Annotated in this window: 22 protein-coding genes; 15 read left to right on the top strand and 7 right to left on the bottom strand. The window is 71.4% G+C overall.

Annotated elements, in window-relative coordinates; translation table 11 throughout:
• On the bottom strand, positions 1-906 hold the full coding sequence (locus ACZ5DS_RS22130; protein WP_468241122.1) for a LysR family transcriptional regulator: 906 nt from the start codon (positions 904-906) through the stop codon (positions 1-3).
• 139 nt (positions 907-1,045) lie between these two features.
• On the opposite strand from ACZ5DS_RS22130, the gene ACZ5DS_RS22135 reads away from it, so the two are divergent.
• From ACZ5DS_RS22135 to ACZ5DS_RS22150, 4 genes are all read left to right on the top strand, one after another.
• Positions 1,046-1,741, top strand: a complete 696-nt coding sequence (locus ACZ5DS_RS22135) for a type 1 glutamine amidotransferase domain-containing protein (protein ID WP_468241125.1) — start codon at positions 1,046-1,048, stop codon at positions 1,739-1,741.
• A 148-nt stretch (positions 1,742-1,889) separates the two neighbouring features.
• Positions 1,890-2,483, top strand: coding sequence for a hypothetical protein (locus ACZ5DS_RS22140; RefSeq protein ID WP_468241127.1), 594 nt, complete (start codon positions 1,890-1,892; stop codon positions 2,481-2,483).
• 61 nt (positions 2,484-2,544) lie between these two features.
• Entirely contained in the window at positions 2,545-3,219 is a 675-nt protein-coding gene (locus ACZ5DS_RS22145; RefSeq protein ID WP_468241129.1) for an RNA polymerase sigma factor, read from the top strand.
• A complete protein-coding gene (locus ACZ5DS_RS22150) occupies positions 3,216-3,599 on the top strand; it encodes a hypothetical protein (RefSeq protein WP_468241131.1) in 384 nt (127 codons plus the stop codon). The genes ACZ5DS_RS22145 and ACZ5DS_RS22150 overlap by 4 nt, the downstream gene beginning before the upstream one ends.
• A gap of 41 nt (positions 3,600-3,640) precedes the next feature.
• Here the strand turns inward: ACZ5DS_RS22150 and ACZ5DS_RS22155 are convergent, their stop codons facing one another.
• Positions 3,641-4,600, bottom strand: coding sequence for an ArsR/SmtB family transcription factor (locus tag ACZ5DS_RS22155; RefSeq protein ID WP_468241133.1), 960 nt, complete (start codon positions 4,598-4,600; stop codon positions 3,641-3,643).
• 102 nt (positions 4,601-4,702) lie between these two features.
• Between ACZ5DS_RS22155 and ACZ5DS_RS22160 the strand changes: the two genes are divergently transcribed.
• Complete coding sequence (locus tag ACZ5DS_RS22160; protein ID WP_468241136.1) at positions 4,703-5,923, top strand: alpha/beta hydrolase; 1,221 nt, start codon at positions 4,703-4,705, stop codon at positions 5,921-5,923.
• 196 nt (positions 5,924-6,119) lie between these two features.
• A complete protein-coding gene (locus ACZ5DS_RS22165) occupies positions 6,120-7,085 on the top strand; it encodes a pirin family protein (RefSeq protein ID WP_468241138.1) in 966 nt (321 codons plus the stop codon).
• Positions 7,086-7,272: 187 nt separating this feature from the next.
• Here ACZ5DS_RS22165 and ACZ5DS_RS22170 read toward each other — a convergent pair whose 3' ends face one another.
• Positions 7,273-8,070: an alpha/beta fold hydrolase gene (locus ACZ5DS_RS22170; RefSeq protein ID WP_468241140.1), complete on the bottom strand. Its 798-nt coding sequence runs from the start codon at positions 8,068-8,070 to the stop codon at positions 7,273-7,275.
• A 62-nt stretch (positions 8,071-8,132) separates the two neighbouring features.
• Complete coding sequence (locus ACZ5DS_RS22175) at positions 8,133-8,426, bottom strand: TetR/AcrR family transcriptional regulator C-terminal domain-containing protein (RefSeq protein ID WP_468241290.1); 294 nt, start codon at positions 8,424-8,426, stop codon at positions 8,133-8,135.
• Positions 8,427-8,670: 244 nt separating this feature from the next.
• On the opposite strand from ACZ5DS_RS22175, the gene ACZ5DS_RS22180 reads away from it, so the two are divergent.
• The 3 genes from ACZ5DS_RS22180 (at position 8,671) to ACZ5DS_RS22190 (ending at position 9,922) form a co-directional block, all read left to right on the top strand.
• On the top strand, positions 8,671-9,162 hold the full coding sequence (locus ACZ5DS_RS22180) for a site-specific integrase (protein ID WP_468241142.1): 492 nt from the start codon (positions 8,671-8,673) through the stop codon (positions 9,160-9,162).
• Complete coding sequence (locus ACZ5DS_RS22185; RefSeq protein WP_468241144.1) at positions 9,159-9,488, top strand: hypothetical protein; 330 nt, start codon at positions 9,159-9,161, stop codon at positions 9,486-9,488. The genes ACZ5DS_RS22180 and ACZ5DS_RS22185 overlap by 4 nt, the downstream gene beginning before the upstream one ends.
• Positions 9,489-9,691: 203 nt before the next feature.
• Positions 9,692-9,922 carry a hypothetical protein gene (locus tag ACZ5DS_RS22190; protein WP_468241146.1) on the top strand — a complete coding sequence of 77 codons (231 nt, stop codon included), beginning with the start codon at positions 9,692-9,694 and terminating at the stop codon, positions 9,920-9,922.
• Between the two features lie 95 nt (positions 9,923-10,017).
• Here ACZ5DS_RS22190 and ACZ5DS_RS22195 read toward each other — a convergent pair whose 3' ends face one another.
• Positions 10,018-10,170: a hypothetical protein gene (locus tag ACZ5DS_RS22195; protein WP_468241149.1), complete on the bottom strand. Its 153-nt coding sequence runs from the start codon at positions 10,168-10,170 to the stop codon at positions 10,018-10,020.
• A gap of 42 nt (positions 10,171-10,212) precedes the next feature.
• Between ACZ5DS_RS22195 and ACZ5DS_RS22200 the strand changes: the two genes are divergently transcribed.
• The 4 genes from ACZ5DS_RS22200 (at position 10,213) to ACZ5DS_RS22215 (ending at position 13,651) form a co-directional block, all read left to right on the top strand.
• A complete protein-coding gene (locus tag ACZ5DS_RS22200) occupies positions 10,213-11,439 on the top strand; it encodes a hypothetical protein (RefSeq protein WP_468241151.1) in 1,227 nt (408 codons plus the stop codon).
• A 92-nt stretch (positions 11,440-11,531) separates the two neighbouring features.
• Positions 11,532-11,894 (top strand): MarR family winged helix-turn-helix transcriptional regulator, encoded by a 363-nt coding sequence (locus tag ACZ5DS_RS22205; RefSeq protein ID WP_014173936.1) that lies wholly within the window; start codon positions 11,532-11,534, stop codon positions 11,892-11,894.
• Positions 11,891-13,324, top strand: coding sequence for an MFS transporter (locus ACZ5DS_RS22210; protein ID WP_468241153.1), 1,434 nt, complete (start codon positions 11,891-11,893; stop codon positions 13,322-13,324). The genes ACZ5DS_RS22205 and ACZ5DS_RS22210 overlap by 4 nt, the downstream gene beginning before the upstream one ends.
• A 33-nt stretch (positions 13,325-13,357) precedes the next feature.
• The gene (locus tag ACZ5DS_RS22215; protein ID WP_468241156.1) at positions 13,358-13,651 is read left to right on the top strand and encodes a DUF1330 domain-containing protein; all 294 of its coding nucleotides are present in this window, start codon (positions 13,358-13,360) and stop codon (positions 13,649-13,651) included.
• Between the two features lie 134 nt (positions 13,652-13,785).
• Here the strand turns inward: ACZ5DS_RS22215 and ACZ5DS_RS22220 are convergent, their stop codons facing one another.
• Entirely contained in the window at positions 13,786-14,250 is a 465-nt protein-coding gene (locus ACZ5DS_RS22220) for a transposase family protein (RefSeq protein ID WP_468241158.1), read from the bottom strand.
• A 32-nt stretch (positions 14,251-14,282) separates the two neighbouring features.
• On the opposite strand from ACZ5DS_RS22220, the gene ACZ5DS_RS22225 reads away from it, so the two are divergent.
• Together ACZ5DS_RS22225 and ACZ5DS_RS22230 are read left to right on the top strand one after the other, a co-directional pair.
• A complete protein-coding gene (locus ACZ5DS_RS22225) occupies positions 14,283-14,597 on the top strand; it encodes a hypothetical protein (protein ID WP_468241160.1) in 315 nt (104 codons plus the stop codon).
• 411 nt (positions 14,598-15,008) lie between these two features.
• The gene (locus ACZ5DS_RS22230) at positions 15,009-15,248 is read left to right on the top strand and encodes a phospholipase domain-containing protein (RefSeq protein WP_468241163.1); all 240 of its coding nucleotides are present in this window, start codon (positions 15,009-15,011) and stop codon (positions 15,246-15,248) included.
• A 64-nt stretch (positions 15,249-15,312) separates the two neighbouring features.
• On the opposite strand, the gene ACZ5DS_RS22235 is transcribed toward ACZ5DS_RS22230, so the two are convergent.
• Positions 15,313-16,737, bottom strand: coding sequence for a glycoside hydrolase family 18 protein (locus tag ACZ5DS_RS22235; RefSeq protein WP_468241165.1), 1,425 nt, complete (start codon positions 16,735-16,737; stop codon positions 15,313-15,315).
• Positions 16,738-16,805: the final 68 nt, after the last annotated feature.

Genomic DNA, 16,805 nt, shown 5'->3' on the forward strand with positions numbered 1-16,805 from the left:
CTACCAGGTCCGGGCCGACCGCAGCAGGAGGTCGCGGACGCGGGCCACGTCGGGGTTGCCCGAGGCGCCGGGCCGCTGGACGAGGAAGCCCGTGTTGATCGGCGGGTCCTCCGGTTCCAGCAGCGCAACGAGCGCGCCCGACCGCAGCGCTTCCGCGCACAGATAGCGGGGCAGCACGGCGAACCCCGCGCCCGCCACCACCGCCGCCAGCACCCCGCGCAGGTCGGGCACGGTCACGGCGGCGGTGCGGGACAGGCGCCGGCCGAAGACGTGCCGCCAGTAGCGGCGGGCGATCGGCAGGTCCTCGGCGTAGCTGATCATCGGTACGGAGTCGAGGGCCGCGGGCCCCTCGACGCGCAGCCGGTCCGCCGTCGGCCCAGCCCAGGCAGGGGCGGCGACCAGCACGAACTCCTCGTCGGTGAGCGGCACGGCGTCGAGGGCGCGGCCGCGCGGGCGAGCGGTGGAGAGCACCAGGTCGTGGCGGCCCGCGCGCAGTTCGTCCAGCAGCGGATCGGTCAGGCCGGTCGCCACCCGCAGGCGTACGCCCTCGGCGACGAGCGGCGCCAGGGCGGGGAGGGCGTGCGTGCACAGGATCTCGGCGGGGCCGGCGAGGTGGACGGGCTCCGGGCGCGCGCCCTCCAGCGGTTCGGGCCCGGCGACGGCGGCCAGCTCGTCCAGGGGCGCGGCGATCCGGGCGGCCAGTGCGTCGGCCACCGGCGTCGGCGCGACCCCGCGCGGCAGCCGCTCGAACAGCTCCCGGCCGCTCAGCCGTTCCAGCGTCCGCATCTGCGTCGTCACCGTCGGCTGCGACAGACCGAGCAGACGGGCCGCGCCGGTGAAGGAGCCGGAGCGGTAGACGGCGAGGAAGGTACGCAGAAGGTTGAGGTCGAGGGAAGGGATGTCCACGAGGCCGAGTATTCACCGCACCGCCCTCCGCGCGACCCATAGGAGATCCGATGTCTGCCATGCGTCGTTGCATTGGTTGCCTATGACCGGTGTCGCCTACGTTGTCCCCACCAGCGCAAGTTCCAGGAGAAGAAGACTCATGTCGAAGATCCTTTTCGTGCTGACCGGCGCCGACCACTGGACGCTCGCCGACGGCACGTTGCACCCGACCGGCTTCTGGGCCGAGGAGGCCGTGGTCCCGTACCGCGCCGTCAAGGCCGCCGGGCACGAGGTCGTCGTCGCCACGCCGGGCGGTGTGGTGCCCACGGTCGACCGGGCGAGCCTCGCTCCCGAGTTCAACGGCGGTCAGGAGGGCGCCGACGAGGTCGCGCGCGCCCTGGACGGGATGACCGAGCTGCGCGAGCCGGTGAAGCTCGCCGAGGTCGACCTCGACGACTACGCCGCCGTGTTCTACCCCGGCGGGCACGGCCCCATGGAGGACCTGGCCGTGAACGCCGACTCGGGCCGGCTGCTGACCGCGGCCCTCGACTCGGGCAAGCCGCTGGCGGTGGTCTGCCACGGTCCGGCCGCACTGCTCGCGGCGGTCCGGCCCGACGGCTCGAACGCCTTCGCCGGCTACCGGGCGACGGCCTTCACCAACGAGGAGGAGACACAGAGCGGGTTCGCCGAGCGGGCCGCGTGGCTGCTCCAGGACCGGCTCACCGAGGCGGGCGTCGACCTCCAGGTGGGCCGGCCGTGGGCCCCGCACGTGGTGGTCGACCGCAATCTGGTCACCGGGCAGAACCCGGGCTCCTCCGGACCGGTCGCCGAGGACCTGCTGAAGAAGCTGGGCTGACCCGGCGGTACCGCCGAGCGGCGGTCGGCCACACGTGCGGAAAATCGGTCGGCCGTCGCCTGCAACCTCGCCGGGGGTCGGACGTCTGTCGGGGTGGAGGCCTCCACTTCGACCGATGTCCGACCGACCCGAGCAACCGAAGGAACCCATGTCCGCACACCGTTCCCCGCGCCCTCCCCGCATCCGCAGGCTGCGCGCCGTCCTGGGGGTCTCCGCCGTGGGCGCGACCCTGGCCGTCGGCGGCACCATGACCGCCCAGGCGGCCCAGAGCGCCGCGCACTCCGCGTCCCGCTCCGACGCCACCGCCGCTCCGGCGCCCGCGGGCAGCCACGCGAAGCCGACCACGGTGCCCGCCCCGACCCGCCCGACGACACCGAAGCCGGTGCCGTCGACGCCGCATGCGGGGACGCCGTCTCCCGTTCCGTCCACGCCGCACACCGGCAACCCCTCTCCCGTGCCGTCCACACCGCACCCGGGCAGCCCCAGCCCCGTGCCGTCCCCCACGCACGCGGGGACGCCGCGGCCCGTGCCGGCCACCGCCGCTCCGGCCACCGCCGCTCCGGCCACCGCCGCTCCGGCCACCGCCGCTCCGGCCACCGCCGCTCCGGCCACCGCCGTTCCGGCCCCGGCCGCCCCTGCCCCGGTGCCCGCACCGCACCACGGGCACCACCGGACGGCGTCGCCGAGTCCCGTCCCCGCGACCGGGTACGCCACGCCCGCGCGGGTTCCGCAGCACCACTGAGGCATGCCGGTGTGCGGGGAGTCGCCCGGCGCGGCTCCCCGCACACCCGGCCGGGAGATCCATGACGACAGCCACACCACCGGCGGCGGCACTGCCCTGGGACCGGGCCGGCACCGAGCGGTCCGCCTCGCACTGGCGCAGCTTCACGCACGCGCTGCGGGCCCGCGTCCTCGCGCGTGCACGCGCCGACCCGGTGCCGACCCGCGCCGGCGACGGCACCCGGGCCCAGGGGCTGGTGGCATCCGAACCCCCGCCCGGCATCGAGGAGTTGTACCACCACCGCCGGCTGTCCCTGGTGCGCCTGGCGGTGCTGCTGGTGGACGACCTGCCCACGGCCGAGGACGTCGTACAGGACGCCTTCACGGCGCTGTTCCGCCGCCACGGCCACCGGCTCGGCTCGCTGGACGACCCCGAGGCGTACCTGCGGACCAGTGTCGTCAACGGGGCCCGCTCGGTGCTGCGGCGGCGCAGGACCGTACGGGCGCACATCCCCGAGCCCGAGCAGCACGCGCCCGCACCGGAGGAGGACGTCCTGCTCCACGAGGATCATCGGGAAGTGCTGACGGCCCTGCGGACGCTGACTTCGCGTCAGCGTGAGGTGCTGGTCCTGCGCTATTGGTCGCATCTGACCGAGGCCGAGATCGCGGCGACGCTCGGCCTGTCGCGGGGCACCGTCAAGTCCACGGCCAGCCGGGCCCTGGACGCCCTCGGCCGGCGTCTGGAGGGTCTGCGATGAACGAATCCGGTACCGGGACCGCGCCGACGCCTCTCGAGGAGCGGCTGCGGGTCGCCCTGGCCGCACGGGCGCAGTCCGTCGGCCCGGCCGACCTGCGTCCGCTGCGCCCGCCGACCGGGGCGGTCCGCCCCCGCCGGGTGGCGGTGCGCCGGGTCGCGGTGGGCCTGCTCACCCTGGCCGCGGTGGCGGCCCTGGTGTTCTTCGCCGTCCGCGGCGGCCAGGCCCGCCCGGCCGAGCCGGCCCGCTCCCCCCGGCCGACGATCGGCACCCCGACACAGGTCCCCAGCCCCGTTCGCCCTTCCACGGCCGAGCCGTCCCCCAGCTTCCCGGGCCGTGACCCACGTTCCCCGGGCCGTGACCCGCGTTCCCCGGGGCCGTGACCCGCCGTCGTCTCTCTGTGACCTGATCCGCCGGACAGGCCCTACGCACCCTGTCGCAGCAGCAGGCTCCCCAGCGCGGTGCGCCGATGCAGGACCGCCTTCCCGGCACGCTCGGTGGAGATCAGTCCGGCGCCTCGGAGCGCAGCCGTGTGGGCGGAGACCGTCGCGGCGCTGACGCGGAGCTGTCGGGCGAGCTCGGTCGTGGTGCGCTCCTCGGCCAGCAGCTGCAGCAGCTCGGTGCGCGTGTTCCCGATCACCTTGGCCAGGGCCTGCGGGCCGGTGAGGCCGCCGGGCTGGGGCGGGAAGCCGGGACCGGCCGGGTAGGTGACCGCGACCGGTCGGTCAGGGAGGTCGGACAACAGGGGTCCCCCGGACCAGTGGAAGCTGGGCAGCAGAAGCAGGCCGCGCCCGCCGAGGTGGACGTCCCGAGGCCTGCCGGGAAGTTCCCAGACACCGCCGTCCAGGCGGGCGCCGGGCAGCAGCCCGTCCAGCAGCGAGCCGATACCGCCCCCGGCGAGTTGCACGGCCCGGCGCACGAACTCGGAATGGTGCAGATCCTGCACATGTCCCCAGACCGGGCCGAGGAGCGCCTCGAACGCCGCCTCCTGCGCACGACGGATCACCTGCCAGCCCTCGGCGTCACCCCGGTGCAGGTCGCGGATCCACGGCGGCGCGGGCGTCCGCGCCGGTGCGTAGGCGCGTTCCAGTTCGGCGCTGACCAGCTCGGCCGGGGCGGAACGGGTTTGTTCGAGTGCTTCGGGGAGGGAGTCCGCCACCACGTCCAGGAAGGCCGGCGCCCGCCCGGCCGGGACGAGGTCCGCGAGCGGAACGACCGCCTTCGGCAGGGCCCGCAGTACCTTGCGACGCCACGCGCCGTAGAGAAGGTCGCCGTCCTGGCGGCACATCGTCATCAGCGCCACGTTGAGCTCCTGGAGCGGCGCCGGCCGCGGCGCGAGGCGGACGCGGGCGAAGTCGTCCGGCGTGAAGTGGATCCGGAGCACGGCCCTCCTGCGGGTTGACACGACGAGCGTCCAGGGCGCCATCCTTGAGCCCCCAAGCTAAACCATCGCCCACGCCGGGCCGGGTCGGACAGCATGCCCGGCATGACCCACGACTTCTCCCTCAGCCGACGCTCCGTCACCAGGTCCGCGGTACTGGGCTCCGCCGCACTGCTGCTCGGTACCCGCGACCGCGCCCACGCCTCCGTCGCGACCCCGGCCGCGGGCGCCGCCGTACTCGTCCTGCCCGCCCCCACCGGCCGTCACCCCGTGGGAGGCCAGTCGGTCTACCTGGTCGACACCTCCCGACGCGACCCCCTGACGCCCGAGTTCCCGGTGCGGGAGCTGATGCTGACGGTGTTCTACCCGGCCCGTGACGTCACCGGCCTTGCCCGGGCTGCGCAGTTGGCCCCGCAGGCCGCGTTCTGGTTCGGACAGATCGGTGCGCACGGCCCCCTCCGGCTGCCCGGCGCGGGCGTGGACTGGGGTGCCACCCTGTCCCACTCCTTCACGGGCGCTGCGGCACTGCCGGGCCGACGCCCTGTGCTGGTGTACAGCCCCGGCGGTGGCGATCCGCGCGGCCTGGGGACCTGCCTGGCCGAGGACCTGGCCAGCCACGGCGCCGTGGTCGTCTCGGTCGACCATCCCGGGGACGCGGCCGCGGTTGAATTCCCGGGCGTCACACCGTTTCGGCACGATGCGGTTCGCACGACGGTCCTGCGTGGCGATCCGCGGGACCAGCCGTCCTTCTGGCGCACCATGATCGACACGCGGATCGCCGACCTGCACTTCGTCCTCGACCGACTCGGCCATGCGGCCGATCTGCCGCTGCCGCACGGGCTCGCCGACACGCTCGACCTGCGCCGCCTCGCCGTGTACGGCCACTCGGCGGGCGGAAGCGCCACCGCCGAGGTGCTCCACGAGAACCACCGGGTCCGCGCCGGTATCAATCTGGAGGGCTATCTCGACTACCCGCCCACCATGCCCGGCGGCGCCCCCGACCCCTTCCCGGTCACGGCGGAAGGGGTGGACCGGCCACTGCTCCTGCTCGGCAGCGAGGGGTTCGACCGCCGGCAGGAACTGGACCGCTCCTGGTCGGCCCTGGCCGCTCGCTCGCGTCGGTGGGTCCGCAGCGCACGCATCGCCGACGCCAACCACTGGGTCTTCGCCGACTACGCCGCGATGCTCCCCCAGCTCCAGACGGCCGGTTTGATGACGGCAGCGGAGCGGAACAGACTGATCGGGCCCCTCGACCCGAACATTTCAGTGCCGAGGGTTCGCCACGCGGTCCGCGCCTTCTTCGCACGCCACCTGGCCGCCCGCTGATCCGGGGCCGTACCGGGCTGCGCGCACTCCGGGAGGTCTGATCCCTGAGCGCGACGCTGTACGAGGCGATGCAGGGCCGCCCGCCGCCTGGCCGGGACGTCGTGATGGCAACCGGTTCACCACGTCCGGCTGAACGCTCGCCCGTGCCGGGCCGATGGCCTGCCGATGAGGCCGGAGCAGGGCTAGGTTGTGCGGCATGAGCAATCTTGACCGTGCACCCGTTCCGAGCGTGTGCGGCGGCCGCGGATTCGTCGTCGCCGAGCCCGTCCGCGAGTTGCTGAGCCCCCGCATGGTGAAACTCGGTGAGTCGACCGAGGTGCGCCGACTGCTGCCGAACCTCGGCCGGCGCATGATCGGCGCCTGGGCCTTCGTCGACCACTACGGCCCCGACGACATCGCCGACGAGCCCGGCATGCAGGTCCCGCCGCATCCGCACATCGGGTTGCAGACGGTCAGCTGGCTGCACGAGGGCGAGGTGCTGCACCGCGACTCCACCGGCAGCCTGCAGATGATCCGGCCCAAGCAGCTGGGCCTGATGACCTCGGGTCGGGCCATCAGCCACTCCGAGGAGAGCCCCAAGTCGCACGCCCGCTTCCTGCACGGCGCGCAGCTGTGGGTCGCGCTCCCCGACGAGCACCGCCACACCGAACCGAAGTTCGAGCACCACCCCGAGCTGCCCACCGTCACCGCGCCCGGCCTGACCGCCACGGTCGTCCTAGGCGACCTGGACGGCGCCGCCTCCCCCGGTACGACGTTCACCCCGATCGTCGGCGCCGACCTCGCGCTCACCCGTGGCGCCGACGTCCGCCTGCCCCTCGAACCGGACTTCGAGTACGGCGTACTGGCCATGTCCGGCGAGGTGCACGTGGACGGCGTGCCGGTACTGCCTGGCTCGATGCTCTACCTCGGCTGCGGCCGCACCGAACTCCCACTGCGCGCCGAGTCGGACGCCGGGATCATGCTGCTGGGCGGCGAGCCGTTCGCCGAGGAGCTGATCATGTGGTGGAACTTCGTCGCCCGCTCCCAGGACGAGATCGTGCAGGCTCGCGAGGACTGGATGAAGGGGTCCCGGTTCGGGGAGGTAAAGGGCTACGACGGCGGGCCTCTGCCCGCACCCGAGCTGCCGGCCGTGCCGTTGAAGCCACGCGGCAGGGTGCGCTGACCTGGGAAAGCCCGATTCTCCCGTCCAGGGAGTTCGAAACCGTGCCTCCGCCTGTCCGGCCACGCGGACCCCGGGTGACGCGGGGGCACTTTGATGAGTACGCGGACAATACGACGGGGCGACGACGGGGCCGTTGCATTTCCAGCGAACATCGCGGCAGTACCCCGAACTGCGCAGGCGGCAACGGTCAGCTCGGCTCAGTGGTGAAGATTTCCGTCACGATGAAGCTCTGGAGCGCCTGTCGCAGCACGCTGGGGTGTTCGAGGTGGATGTCGTGCCCGGCCCCGGGGACGCTCATAGCCACGGTCTCGGGCCTCTGCCGGAGCATGCCCTCGATTTCCTGCGGGGGGATGATGCCCCGCTGGCCCCAGATGGCCAGGGTCGGGCAGGTGATGCCGGCCCATTCGTCCCAGAAGGAACGCCGGGCGTTCTCGGCAAGTGAGGCGATCATCACCTCACGGTCGAAGCGCGGCCACCATCCGTCGTCCTTGCGCTCCAGTCCGGCTGCCCAGCCTGCGCCGACCGGGCCGCCGCCGAAGAATTCGGTGGCGGCCGGGAGTGAGGGGAACGGTATCGGCCAGGCGTCGAGCAATGCGCCGATCTCGGTCTGGGCGTCGGGGTTCGGGCCGCCAGGGCCTGCCTCGACGAGGGCGAGGGCACCGATCAGTTCGCCGTGCGCGGCGGCAGTGAGCATGGCGGTGTGCCCGCCCAGGGACTGGCCAACCAGTACAGGCCGGTGCAGGTCGAGTTGCTCGACGACGGCCATGACGTCGGCGACGTAGGCGGTGCGGCTCACATCGTGCGGGTGCCGTTCGCTGGCGCCGTGACCGCGCTCGTCCACGGCGACGACGCGGTGCCGAGGGCTCAGGGCCTGGGCGAGGTCGTCCCATTCGCCTGCGTGTCCGGCCAGCCCGTGGAGCAGAACGACAGGTGTGCCATGTCCGGGCCAGTCGCGGCAGGAGAGGCCGACGCCGTCGCGTTCCACGGTGCGCTCGTATCAAGGCATGCGGTCCCCTTCGGGTCGAGACGGGTGCTTCGTCGTGATGATCAGCGGTAGGCGGAAAGGAAAGCACGGACGCCGGCGGCGGCGTAGTGGTCGAGGTCGGCCTCGGTGTGCTGGGGCGAGCCGGTGGACATCGCCTTGTTCACCGGGATCCACAGCAGCAGGCCAGCGAAGTGGTTGGCGGCCAGGAGCGGGTCGCCCATGCGGAGCAGCCCCTGGTCGGCCAAGCGCTTGAAGGTGGCCGCGAGGGTGTCCAGGACCCGCTCGAAACCCCGCGCGTACCAGGCGGCGCTCAGCTCAGGGAACGCTTCGGCGTTGGCGATGATCAGGCGCCGCAGACACCCACGAACCGGCGGGCGAGCCGGTTGAGGTTCTCGTCCAAAGAAGCGGCGTCGGCGGGGATGTCCGCCACCAGGTCAGACGGTCTGCTTGGGCACCGCGGCCAGCTTGGCGATGTCGTCCGCGACGAATTCCTCGCCACACACGACGACTGGGAGAAGTGGCAGACCATCCCTATTGAATCGGCGGATCCCCAAGCCAGCGTCGATCACCCCAGCGCGCGTACCTGTGCTCTCAGATTGGATGGACCTGGCGGAGCGCGAAGCGTCAACCGGGATCCGGCCGGGTGACCCGATTCTGCTGGCGCCGGACTACCGCATCGACGAGCTTCTCAGCCTGTACACGTGCAGTAGCCCGTTCCGCGGATACACGAAGGAGACGAAGCGGAACTACATCACGGACCTCTGTCTGTTCCTCAACTTCCTGTGGCAGCGGGGAAAGGTCTGGACGCAGGCGGCGGAGTCGGATGTCGACGACTTCCAGTTCTGGCGCCAGACGTCACCCGAGAACCCGGTGCGGGTGGGCGGGAACAAGTGGAACCGTGAACTGGCCGCGCTGATGAACCTGTACACGGACGGGAAGGCGAAGGACGCCCGGGGCAGCGACGTCCACTGGCTGACGCCGCGGACGTTCCGGCTGTGGGTGGACGTCGGGCTGCATGGCTACGGCACTGACAGCCTGCCCTCGCCCGGCTGGGTGGGCCGGCTGGAGGGCCGCAAGGCGCCTCGCTGTTGACGTTCGAGGTGCCGTCACTGCGCCTGGAAGGCGGCCGTTACTACACCGGGCGCCTCGCGGCGGCGGTCACGCGGTCCAAGAAGGCCCGTACCTACTACGTCGAGGCTCATGTGGTGGGCGATATCGAGAGCTACGTCGAGTCCTCGCGCGCCGAGACCATCCGCACGGCCCAGGCCCGGGGCCGGTACGACGGTGTGCGGGACATGCGGCTGGTCACCCGGGTGAGCCGGGGACCGAAGCCGACGGTGTACTGGCGCGACCGCCAGGGTGTTACAGGCCGCATTGCACTGTCGGAGGCGACCGCGGACGAACGGATGACGTGGTAGCCCGGCGGGAGCGGAGCCGTTGTGGCTGTGGCTGAACGAGATGGGGCTGCCGTTCCAACCACATTCGTGGAACAACGTGTTCACGGCGGCGAACCAGCGGTGCCGGGTGGTGCTGGATCCGGAGCCGGGGCGTCGGCTGGACCCGCACTGCAGCCTGGCGCCGTATGCGACGCCGCATTCGTGCCGGCACAGCTCGCCCTCGGATGGTGCAGGACCTGTTGGGTCATGCGTTCCTGGAAACGACCCGGGAGCGCTATCTGGCCCCGGTCGCCGACCTTGAGCTGCGGTCGCTGCTGGCCACCGCGCCCCTGTTCGGTGATGGGGAGCGGCCGGCGCGGGAGATGGATGAGGTGTTCGCGTGTGTGGCCCGGGAGGCCGAGGGCATCCAGGACATCGACGCCATGCTGCAGGTTCCCCCACGGGCGGCGGGGTGAGCCGACGCGGACGTCCGGCGCCGCGGTCGGCAACGCCGGTACGCAGGCCGCTGGTTGTGGTGGCGACGGCCTCGTCGTCGAGCACCGGTCGCGGTCTACGACTTCCGTACGCTGCCGGGCGCGGATGCCTTGCGCCGCTCGTTGGCCCGCCTGTTCGCCGCGCGGTGCGTGCCGAACCGGTGGTCCTCGCACCACAGCAGCAGGTACTTCTGGCTTCCCTTGCGGGCGTTCACCGCGTATCTGGCCACGCTGGACGCCCGGTTGCCGACGTCGGCGAGCTGACCGCGGGGGTGTGGAAGCAGTGGCGGCTCAGTCGGCCGAATACCCGGCTCGGCTACCGCCAGATCACGACCGTGCGGGGGCTGTTGCTGGACGACTCGCGGCTGTCCGCGGCGGCGCGGGAAGCGCTCGCCCGCCGCGTCCTGTCCCCCACGGCGAGGGAAGTGTCCTTCCAGGGCGGTGAGTTCGATGCGATCGTCACCACGGCGCGGCGGATGTTCCGCGCCGCGCACCTGCGGACCACGGACAATGCCCGTCACCTTACCCAGTGGCGGTCGGGGATGTTCGCGCGCGGCAGCGAGGCATTGCTGCTGGGTGAGGCTCTGGACTGTCCGGCCCGGACCGGGGAGGCGCCCCACGACGCCCGAGTCGGCCAGCGCGGCCGGGTGCTCGCCCGCTATGCGCGGGTGCTGGGCGAGGAGAGGCCCGAGCACACGTGGCAGCGGCTGTTTCTGACGCTGGCCGCGGTGCGTGAACTCACCAGCCTGGAACTGGTCCTGGAATCCGTCCGCGCAGCGTTGGAGGAGACCGCCCGCCCGCCCCGGGCATCCTGGACGATCTCGTGGACGAGGACTGGGCCCTGCGCTACGGACGCCAGGTCCGTCTCGTCAGCCAGCCCAGTCATCCCTCCACCCGCATGCGTCAGGCCGCCGCCGACGCCACCGAGCTGCTCTGGCGCCTCCTCCAGACGCGGTCCGGGCTGCCGTCGGCCGCGGAGATACTCCGGCAGGTCTTGGTGCAGCACTTCACCGCGGACCGCCAGGGAAAGCTGCGTCCGCGCACCGACAAGGACGGCCGACCTCCCACCGGGCAGCGCCTGGAGTCCCCCTACGACGCCGAGGCTCGCTACGTCCGCCGCGGCCACCGCAACCTGGATCGGCTATCTGGCCCACGCCACCGAGACCTGCGACGACAACAGCGTCAACATCATCACCGATGCCGCCACCACGGTCCCGACCGGCGACGTCGTCGCCCTGCCCGGCATCCATGCCCGCCTGCGCAAGCGGCGGATGCTGCCCGCCGAGCACCTCGTCGACGGCGGCTACCTGTCCGTCGTCCAGCTCGACGCGGCCGCCCGCGATCACCGCATCCGCCTGGTCGGCCCCCTGAAGTGGGGAAACTCCTGGAAGCGCAGGGAGAAGACCGGATACGCCCGGGAGCCCAGCGGTCGAGGCCGCCCGCGCCAGTCGACCATTTCCATAAACCATGAATATAAAAATGCTATGCTTCGAGCATGAGTCGTCAAGACACCGCTCCTGGCGCGTCCGCCGCCATCGGGGCAGCCCTCTACGGCCTGGCCACCAGGGCCGCGAGACGCCTGCCCCGGGACATGAGCCTGACGTCCGCCGCCACCCTGGCCACCCTGGACCGGACCGGCCCGCGGCGCATCACCGATCTGGCCGCGGTCGAGGGCGTCACCCAGCCCGCGATGACCGCCCTGGTCCGGGTGATGGAGGAGTCCGGCCTGGTCGAGCGGCGGGGCGACGCGTCCGACAAGCGGGTCACGCTGGTGTGCCTGACCGAGGCCGGCGCCTCCTATGTCCGGACGCGGCGCCAGGCGGGTGTCCACGCGTTCGAGCGGTTGATCGGCGAGCTCACCGGCGACGAGGTCGAGGCGCTGGTGGCGGCCCTTCCGGCGCTGAAGCATCTGGCAGAGCTCGAAAGCCAGGACCGCGAAGGGCCGAAGCAGTGACCGGGCAGCCGGTCGGCGGGGTCGCGGTGAAGGCGTTCCCGGTGGCGCGTTCGAAGGCGCGGCTGCTGGTCCCCGCCCTGATGTTCATCGCTCTGGCCGTGGCGGCGGTCGCCAGCCTCGGGACGCCGCTCATCACCAGCGTGGCGACCTCGTTCCACGTCTCGCTCGGCAGCGCGCAGTGGACGCTGACCGTCGCGCTGCTCAGCGGCGCCGTCGCCACGCCGGTCCTGGGCCGGCTCGGAGCCGGCCCGCACCGGCGGGCCACGATCCTCGCCACGCTGGCGGTCGTCGTCGCCGGCAGCGCGCTCACCGTGCTGCCGCTGCCGTTCGCGTGGCTGCTGGGCGGCCGGGCGGCTCAGGGCGTCGGGCTCGGGCTGACGGCGCTGATGATGGGCGTGGCCCGGGACCACCTCCCCGAGGAGCGCAGCGCGGCCGTGATCGCCCTGATCTCGGTGGTCTCGATCATCGGGGCCGGCGTCGGCTACCCGCTGGCCGCACTGCTCGCCGAGCTCGGCGGGGTACGGGCCGCCTACGGCCTCGGCCTGGTCGTCACCGCCGCCGCCCTCCTGACCGCGTGGCGCTCCATGCCCGAAGCCCCCGAAGGCCGCTCCGCCCACGTGGACGTGGCAGGCGCGGTCGTCCTGGCCGCTGCGCTGCTCCTGGTGCTGTTCCTCGCCGGCGAACGGAATCTGTGGAGCCGGCACCTCGCCGTGGCGGCGGGCCTCGCCGTCGTCGCGGTGGAGCTGCTCTGCGTCTGGGCCGTCATCGAGCTGCGCAGCACGACGCCCCTGGTCGATGTGCGGGCGGTGCGGCACCCGGCGGTCGCCGGGGCGAACCTCGCCATGTTCGTCGGCGGGATCGGCATGTACCTCCTGCTCACGCTCATCACCCGGTACGCGCAGACGCCGCACGGCGCCGGCTACGGCTTCGGGCTGACGACCTTCGTCGCCGGGCTGGTCCTCATCCCGTTCTCGGTGCTGGGGTTCGTCGCCGGCAAGCTCACGCCGCGGGTCCGGACGCGGATCACCGACCCCCTGCTCCTGGCTGTCAGCGCCGTCGTGGTCGGCGGCGGGTTCGCCCTGTTCGCGGCGGCCCGGTCGGACCTGGCCGAACTGTTCGTGGCGATGGGCGTGCTCGGCTTCGGCGTCGGCGGCTTCTCGGCCGCGATGCCCGGCGTCATCCTGGCCGTCACCCCCAAGAGCGAGACGTCGAGCGCCATGAGCTTCAACTACGTCGTCCGCAGCGTCGGGTACTCCCTGGGCAGCGCCATCGGCGGCCTGATCCTCGCCGCGGGCACCGGCCCCGGCCACCTCTTCCCCGACGACAGCGCCTACACCACCGCGGCGCTGGTCGGCATCGGCGCCATGGCGATCACGACGCTGACAAGCCTCGCTCTCGCCCGCCGACGCTCGTCCGAGACCAACCCGTAAGTCAGATGCACTCATCCCAACACTGGAGGTTCCATGCCCAAGGGCTACTGGGTCAGCGTCTACCGCACCATTTCAGACCCTGAGAAGCTGGCTGCTTACAACAAGCTGGCCGGTCCGGCCGTCGCGGCCGGGGGCGGTCGGGTCCTCGTCCGTGGCGGTCGGGTCGTGGCGCATGACGCCGGAATCGCCGAGCGCACCGTCCTGATCGAGTTCGACAGCTTCGAGCAGGCCGTCGCGGCGCGCGAGAGCCCGGCGTACCAGGAGGCGTTGGTCGCCCTCTCCGACGGCGTCGAGCGCGACTTCCGCATCGTCGAAGGCATCGACTGACCGAGGTTCAGTCGGATCTTCACTGAAGATCAGTGAGACGTGTGCATCCTTAAGTTGCAGGTGAAGTCTCTGGTGTGTCTGGTCTTGGGGATGCTTGTGCTGGTCGGGGCGGTGACTTCGGTGAAGATCGTCGGTCATCGGGAGACTTCGCGGTTGGTGAGGACTAGCAGGGCCCTGACCAGTGCGGTCGCCCATGTCGGGTCGGTGCGGATCTTTCCGGGTACGCGCCAGTTCTTCAGGTGGGCGAAGCCGTGCTCGACCGGGGCCCGGACGGCGGCGAGGGCGGTGTTCGAGAGTTTCTGCCCGCGGGTCAGGGGCTGGTTCTTCGCGGCCTTGTTGCTGGTGATCACCGCTGGGTCGGCGCCGGGGTCGCCGGAGTCGTCCAGGCCGACGAACCCCAGGTCGGCGATGGCGGCGAGGCTGGCCGCCCGCAGTTTGGCGGTGAGCTTGTCGTGCCGGCAGGCGGTGATCTCCGAGCTGCGTCCTGGCCGGGCCGCGCCTATGGCTTCAACACGTAGAACTTGACAGGGAACGGACCTGGTCCGACAACACCTCTCACGCGACCCACGAGTCCCAGACCCTGCGCATCGAACGCGCACACGAAGCCGACCCCCGCGAGAGGGCCTGGCCCGTGGCCGCGTACAAGACCCCGGTCTCGGACCGCATGTGGCACCTCACCATGACCGGTGCCACTCCCGCCCCCATCGTGAAAGCCCTGCACCGTCCTGGCCTCCGGCGACGCCTGGGACACCGACGGCAGTCCCATCACCGAAAAGACCGTCGCCGAGGTAACGCGCCCGCTCGCCGACGTCGGCTGGAAGTCCAAAACGCCGGGACGCTACCTGCGCTGGCACCCCGACAACGGGAACGCCGGCCTCACGCTCGACGTCTTCGCCGCCCAGGACCCCAACGCCACCCTCATCACCTGGACGATCTGGGCAGGTGAAGACATCGACCGACCCGCCTGGGCCATCACCGCATCCAACTACACCCTCACCAGCCTGCTTTCGCACCTTGCGGGAGAACTCACCCAGGAACCGGCACTCGCTACACCAACACCCCTACGCCAGTAGGGATCAAGCAAACCGTCGCTGCCCTCCCGCCCCGAGCACCCCAGCCACCTCCGGCAACGCCTCGGCGCTGCCCTGCCCCTGATGCCCCAACCACGCCTGCGGAGAGCCGTCGGCCGGGATCGGCCGGCACGGCGCAAAGGGCGAGGCCGGCACAGGACGTCCGGCCCGGCAGACGAAATCAGCAGGGCCGGAGTGGCGGGGAGGTCCCTGGCACCGTTGCCACGTGAGGGATCGGGGCCCAGGGATGCGCATGGTAGACATGCGATACGCCGCAGGTGTCGTCGATGAGGCCGTTCAACCCTGGCACAGCTCCGGCCACCTTCGAGTTCGGCCCGACCGAAGAGCGGACGAGTATGGAATCGCGCACGCCGGGACCTGGGGACGAAATTGCCGTCCCGTGGGACACCGAGGTGCAGTGCGGGTGGTACGACCTCACCCTGTCCGTCACCCGCGGAGGAGAGCAGGTACTGCTGCGGCGCGTGGCGGGCCACGTCGAAAACGGCAAGGAGAGCGTCAGCGGCTGATCGGGCCGCACAGCCATCGGCCCCTGCCACCTCGCAGCAGGGGCCGATGCACTGCACCAGGAGATCAATCCCCGTTCACGCCGTTGAACGGCGGCTTCATGCCGTCGAGCCCGGCGCGGATCTGCTGCGAGAGCACGCCGGTCGTCGGGTCGTCACCGTCGAGCGAGTAGGCCATGGCCCCGCCCAGCTTGAGCTTCTTGGCGTAGGCGGCCTTGCGGTAGACGAGGGTCGCGTCGTCGAAGGTCCAGAAGACGCGGTCCGTCTCGCTGTACCGCCAGGCGAAGCTGCAGTTGGCCTTGTCCGGGCTGTAGTGCACCTTGTAGCTGTCGCCGAGCTGGGCGATCACGCGATAATCGTTGACGCCGGGCTCGTATTTGCCGGCCGCCGGCCCGGTCGCCGAGTTGTGCAGCCCGTCGGGGTGTTCCGTTCCCACGCCCTTCCAGCCGCGGCCGTAGTACGGGATCCCGAACGTCAGCTTCGACCGGACACTCTCACCCGCTGCCTTGATCCAGGCGTTGACCGCGCTCTCCACGGTGAGCCCGGTGGCCGGCGGGAGGAGGGCGGACTGCTGGTCGGTGGTCTTCTCCCAGGCTCCGTGGAAGTCGTATCCCTGAATGTTGCCGAAGTCGAGGCACTTCATGACCTCGGGCGCGTCCCAGCCGGCTGCCATGATCCCCGGGTCGGCGGGGAGGAAAGCGGTCAGCAGGTACTTCCCGCCGCGCGGCGGATAGTTCTTGACCAGTTCCGGGTCGTCCAGCTGCTTGCGGAACTCCTTCAGGAGCGCCACGAAATTCGCCTTGTCGTGCGCCGGGTCGTACTTGTTCCCGGGCAGCCCTTTGTCGCATCCGGGCCATTCCCAGTCGATGTCGACGCCGTCGAAGATCCCCTTGGCCACGCCGGTGCCGCCGAACTGCGGCGTGAGGACCGGGGGCTTCTCCGGATGCTGCCAGTCGGTCTGCCAGATCTGCGTGGGCAGATTCCCCTTGATGAAGAGGTCGATACACGAGGAGACCAGGTCCTTCCGCCCCTGCTCGGTGGCCACGGCGAGCGAGAAGTTGCGGCTGTACGTCCAGCCGCCGAGCGAGACGAGGACCTTCAGCTGCTTGTGCTTCTCCTTGAGCTTCTTGAGCTGGTTGAAGTTCCCCATGAGGGTCTTCGCGCCCCAGCTCGGGTCATTCGACCCGATGGGTTCCTTGCCCGACCCCTTGATGAACGGGGTGAGGTAGTCCGCGCCGGCGTCACCGGTGTTGATCCCGGCGTCCGCATTATCCGGCGTGACCGTCTTACGAGCCCTGACCTCCTCGAAGCACCGGTACCCCTTGTACCCCTCGGGGTACTCCGTGGATGCCGGCACATCGCCCGAGGTGATGTTCTCGAAGGCGTAGTTGAGGATCGTCAGCCGCTCCGCCGTGCCATTGTCGTCGATGGTTTTGAGGAACACCTTGCGGTCGTAGATCGACCACTGCGGGAAGTAACCGATGAACTCCACTTCTGCCTCCTCGAATGCGCGCACTCATGGCACACTTGTGGTGATGGGTGCGCCGAACGAACCTGCGG

It is taken from the genome of Streptomyces sp. NPDC031100 (genome assembly GCF_055570785.1).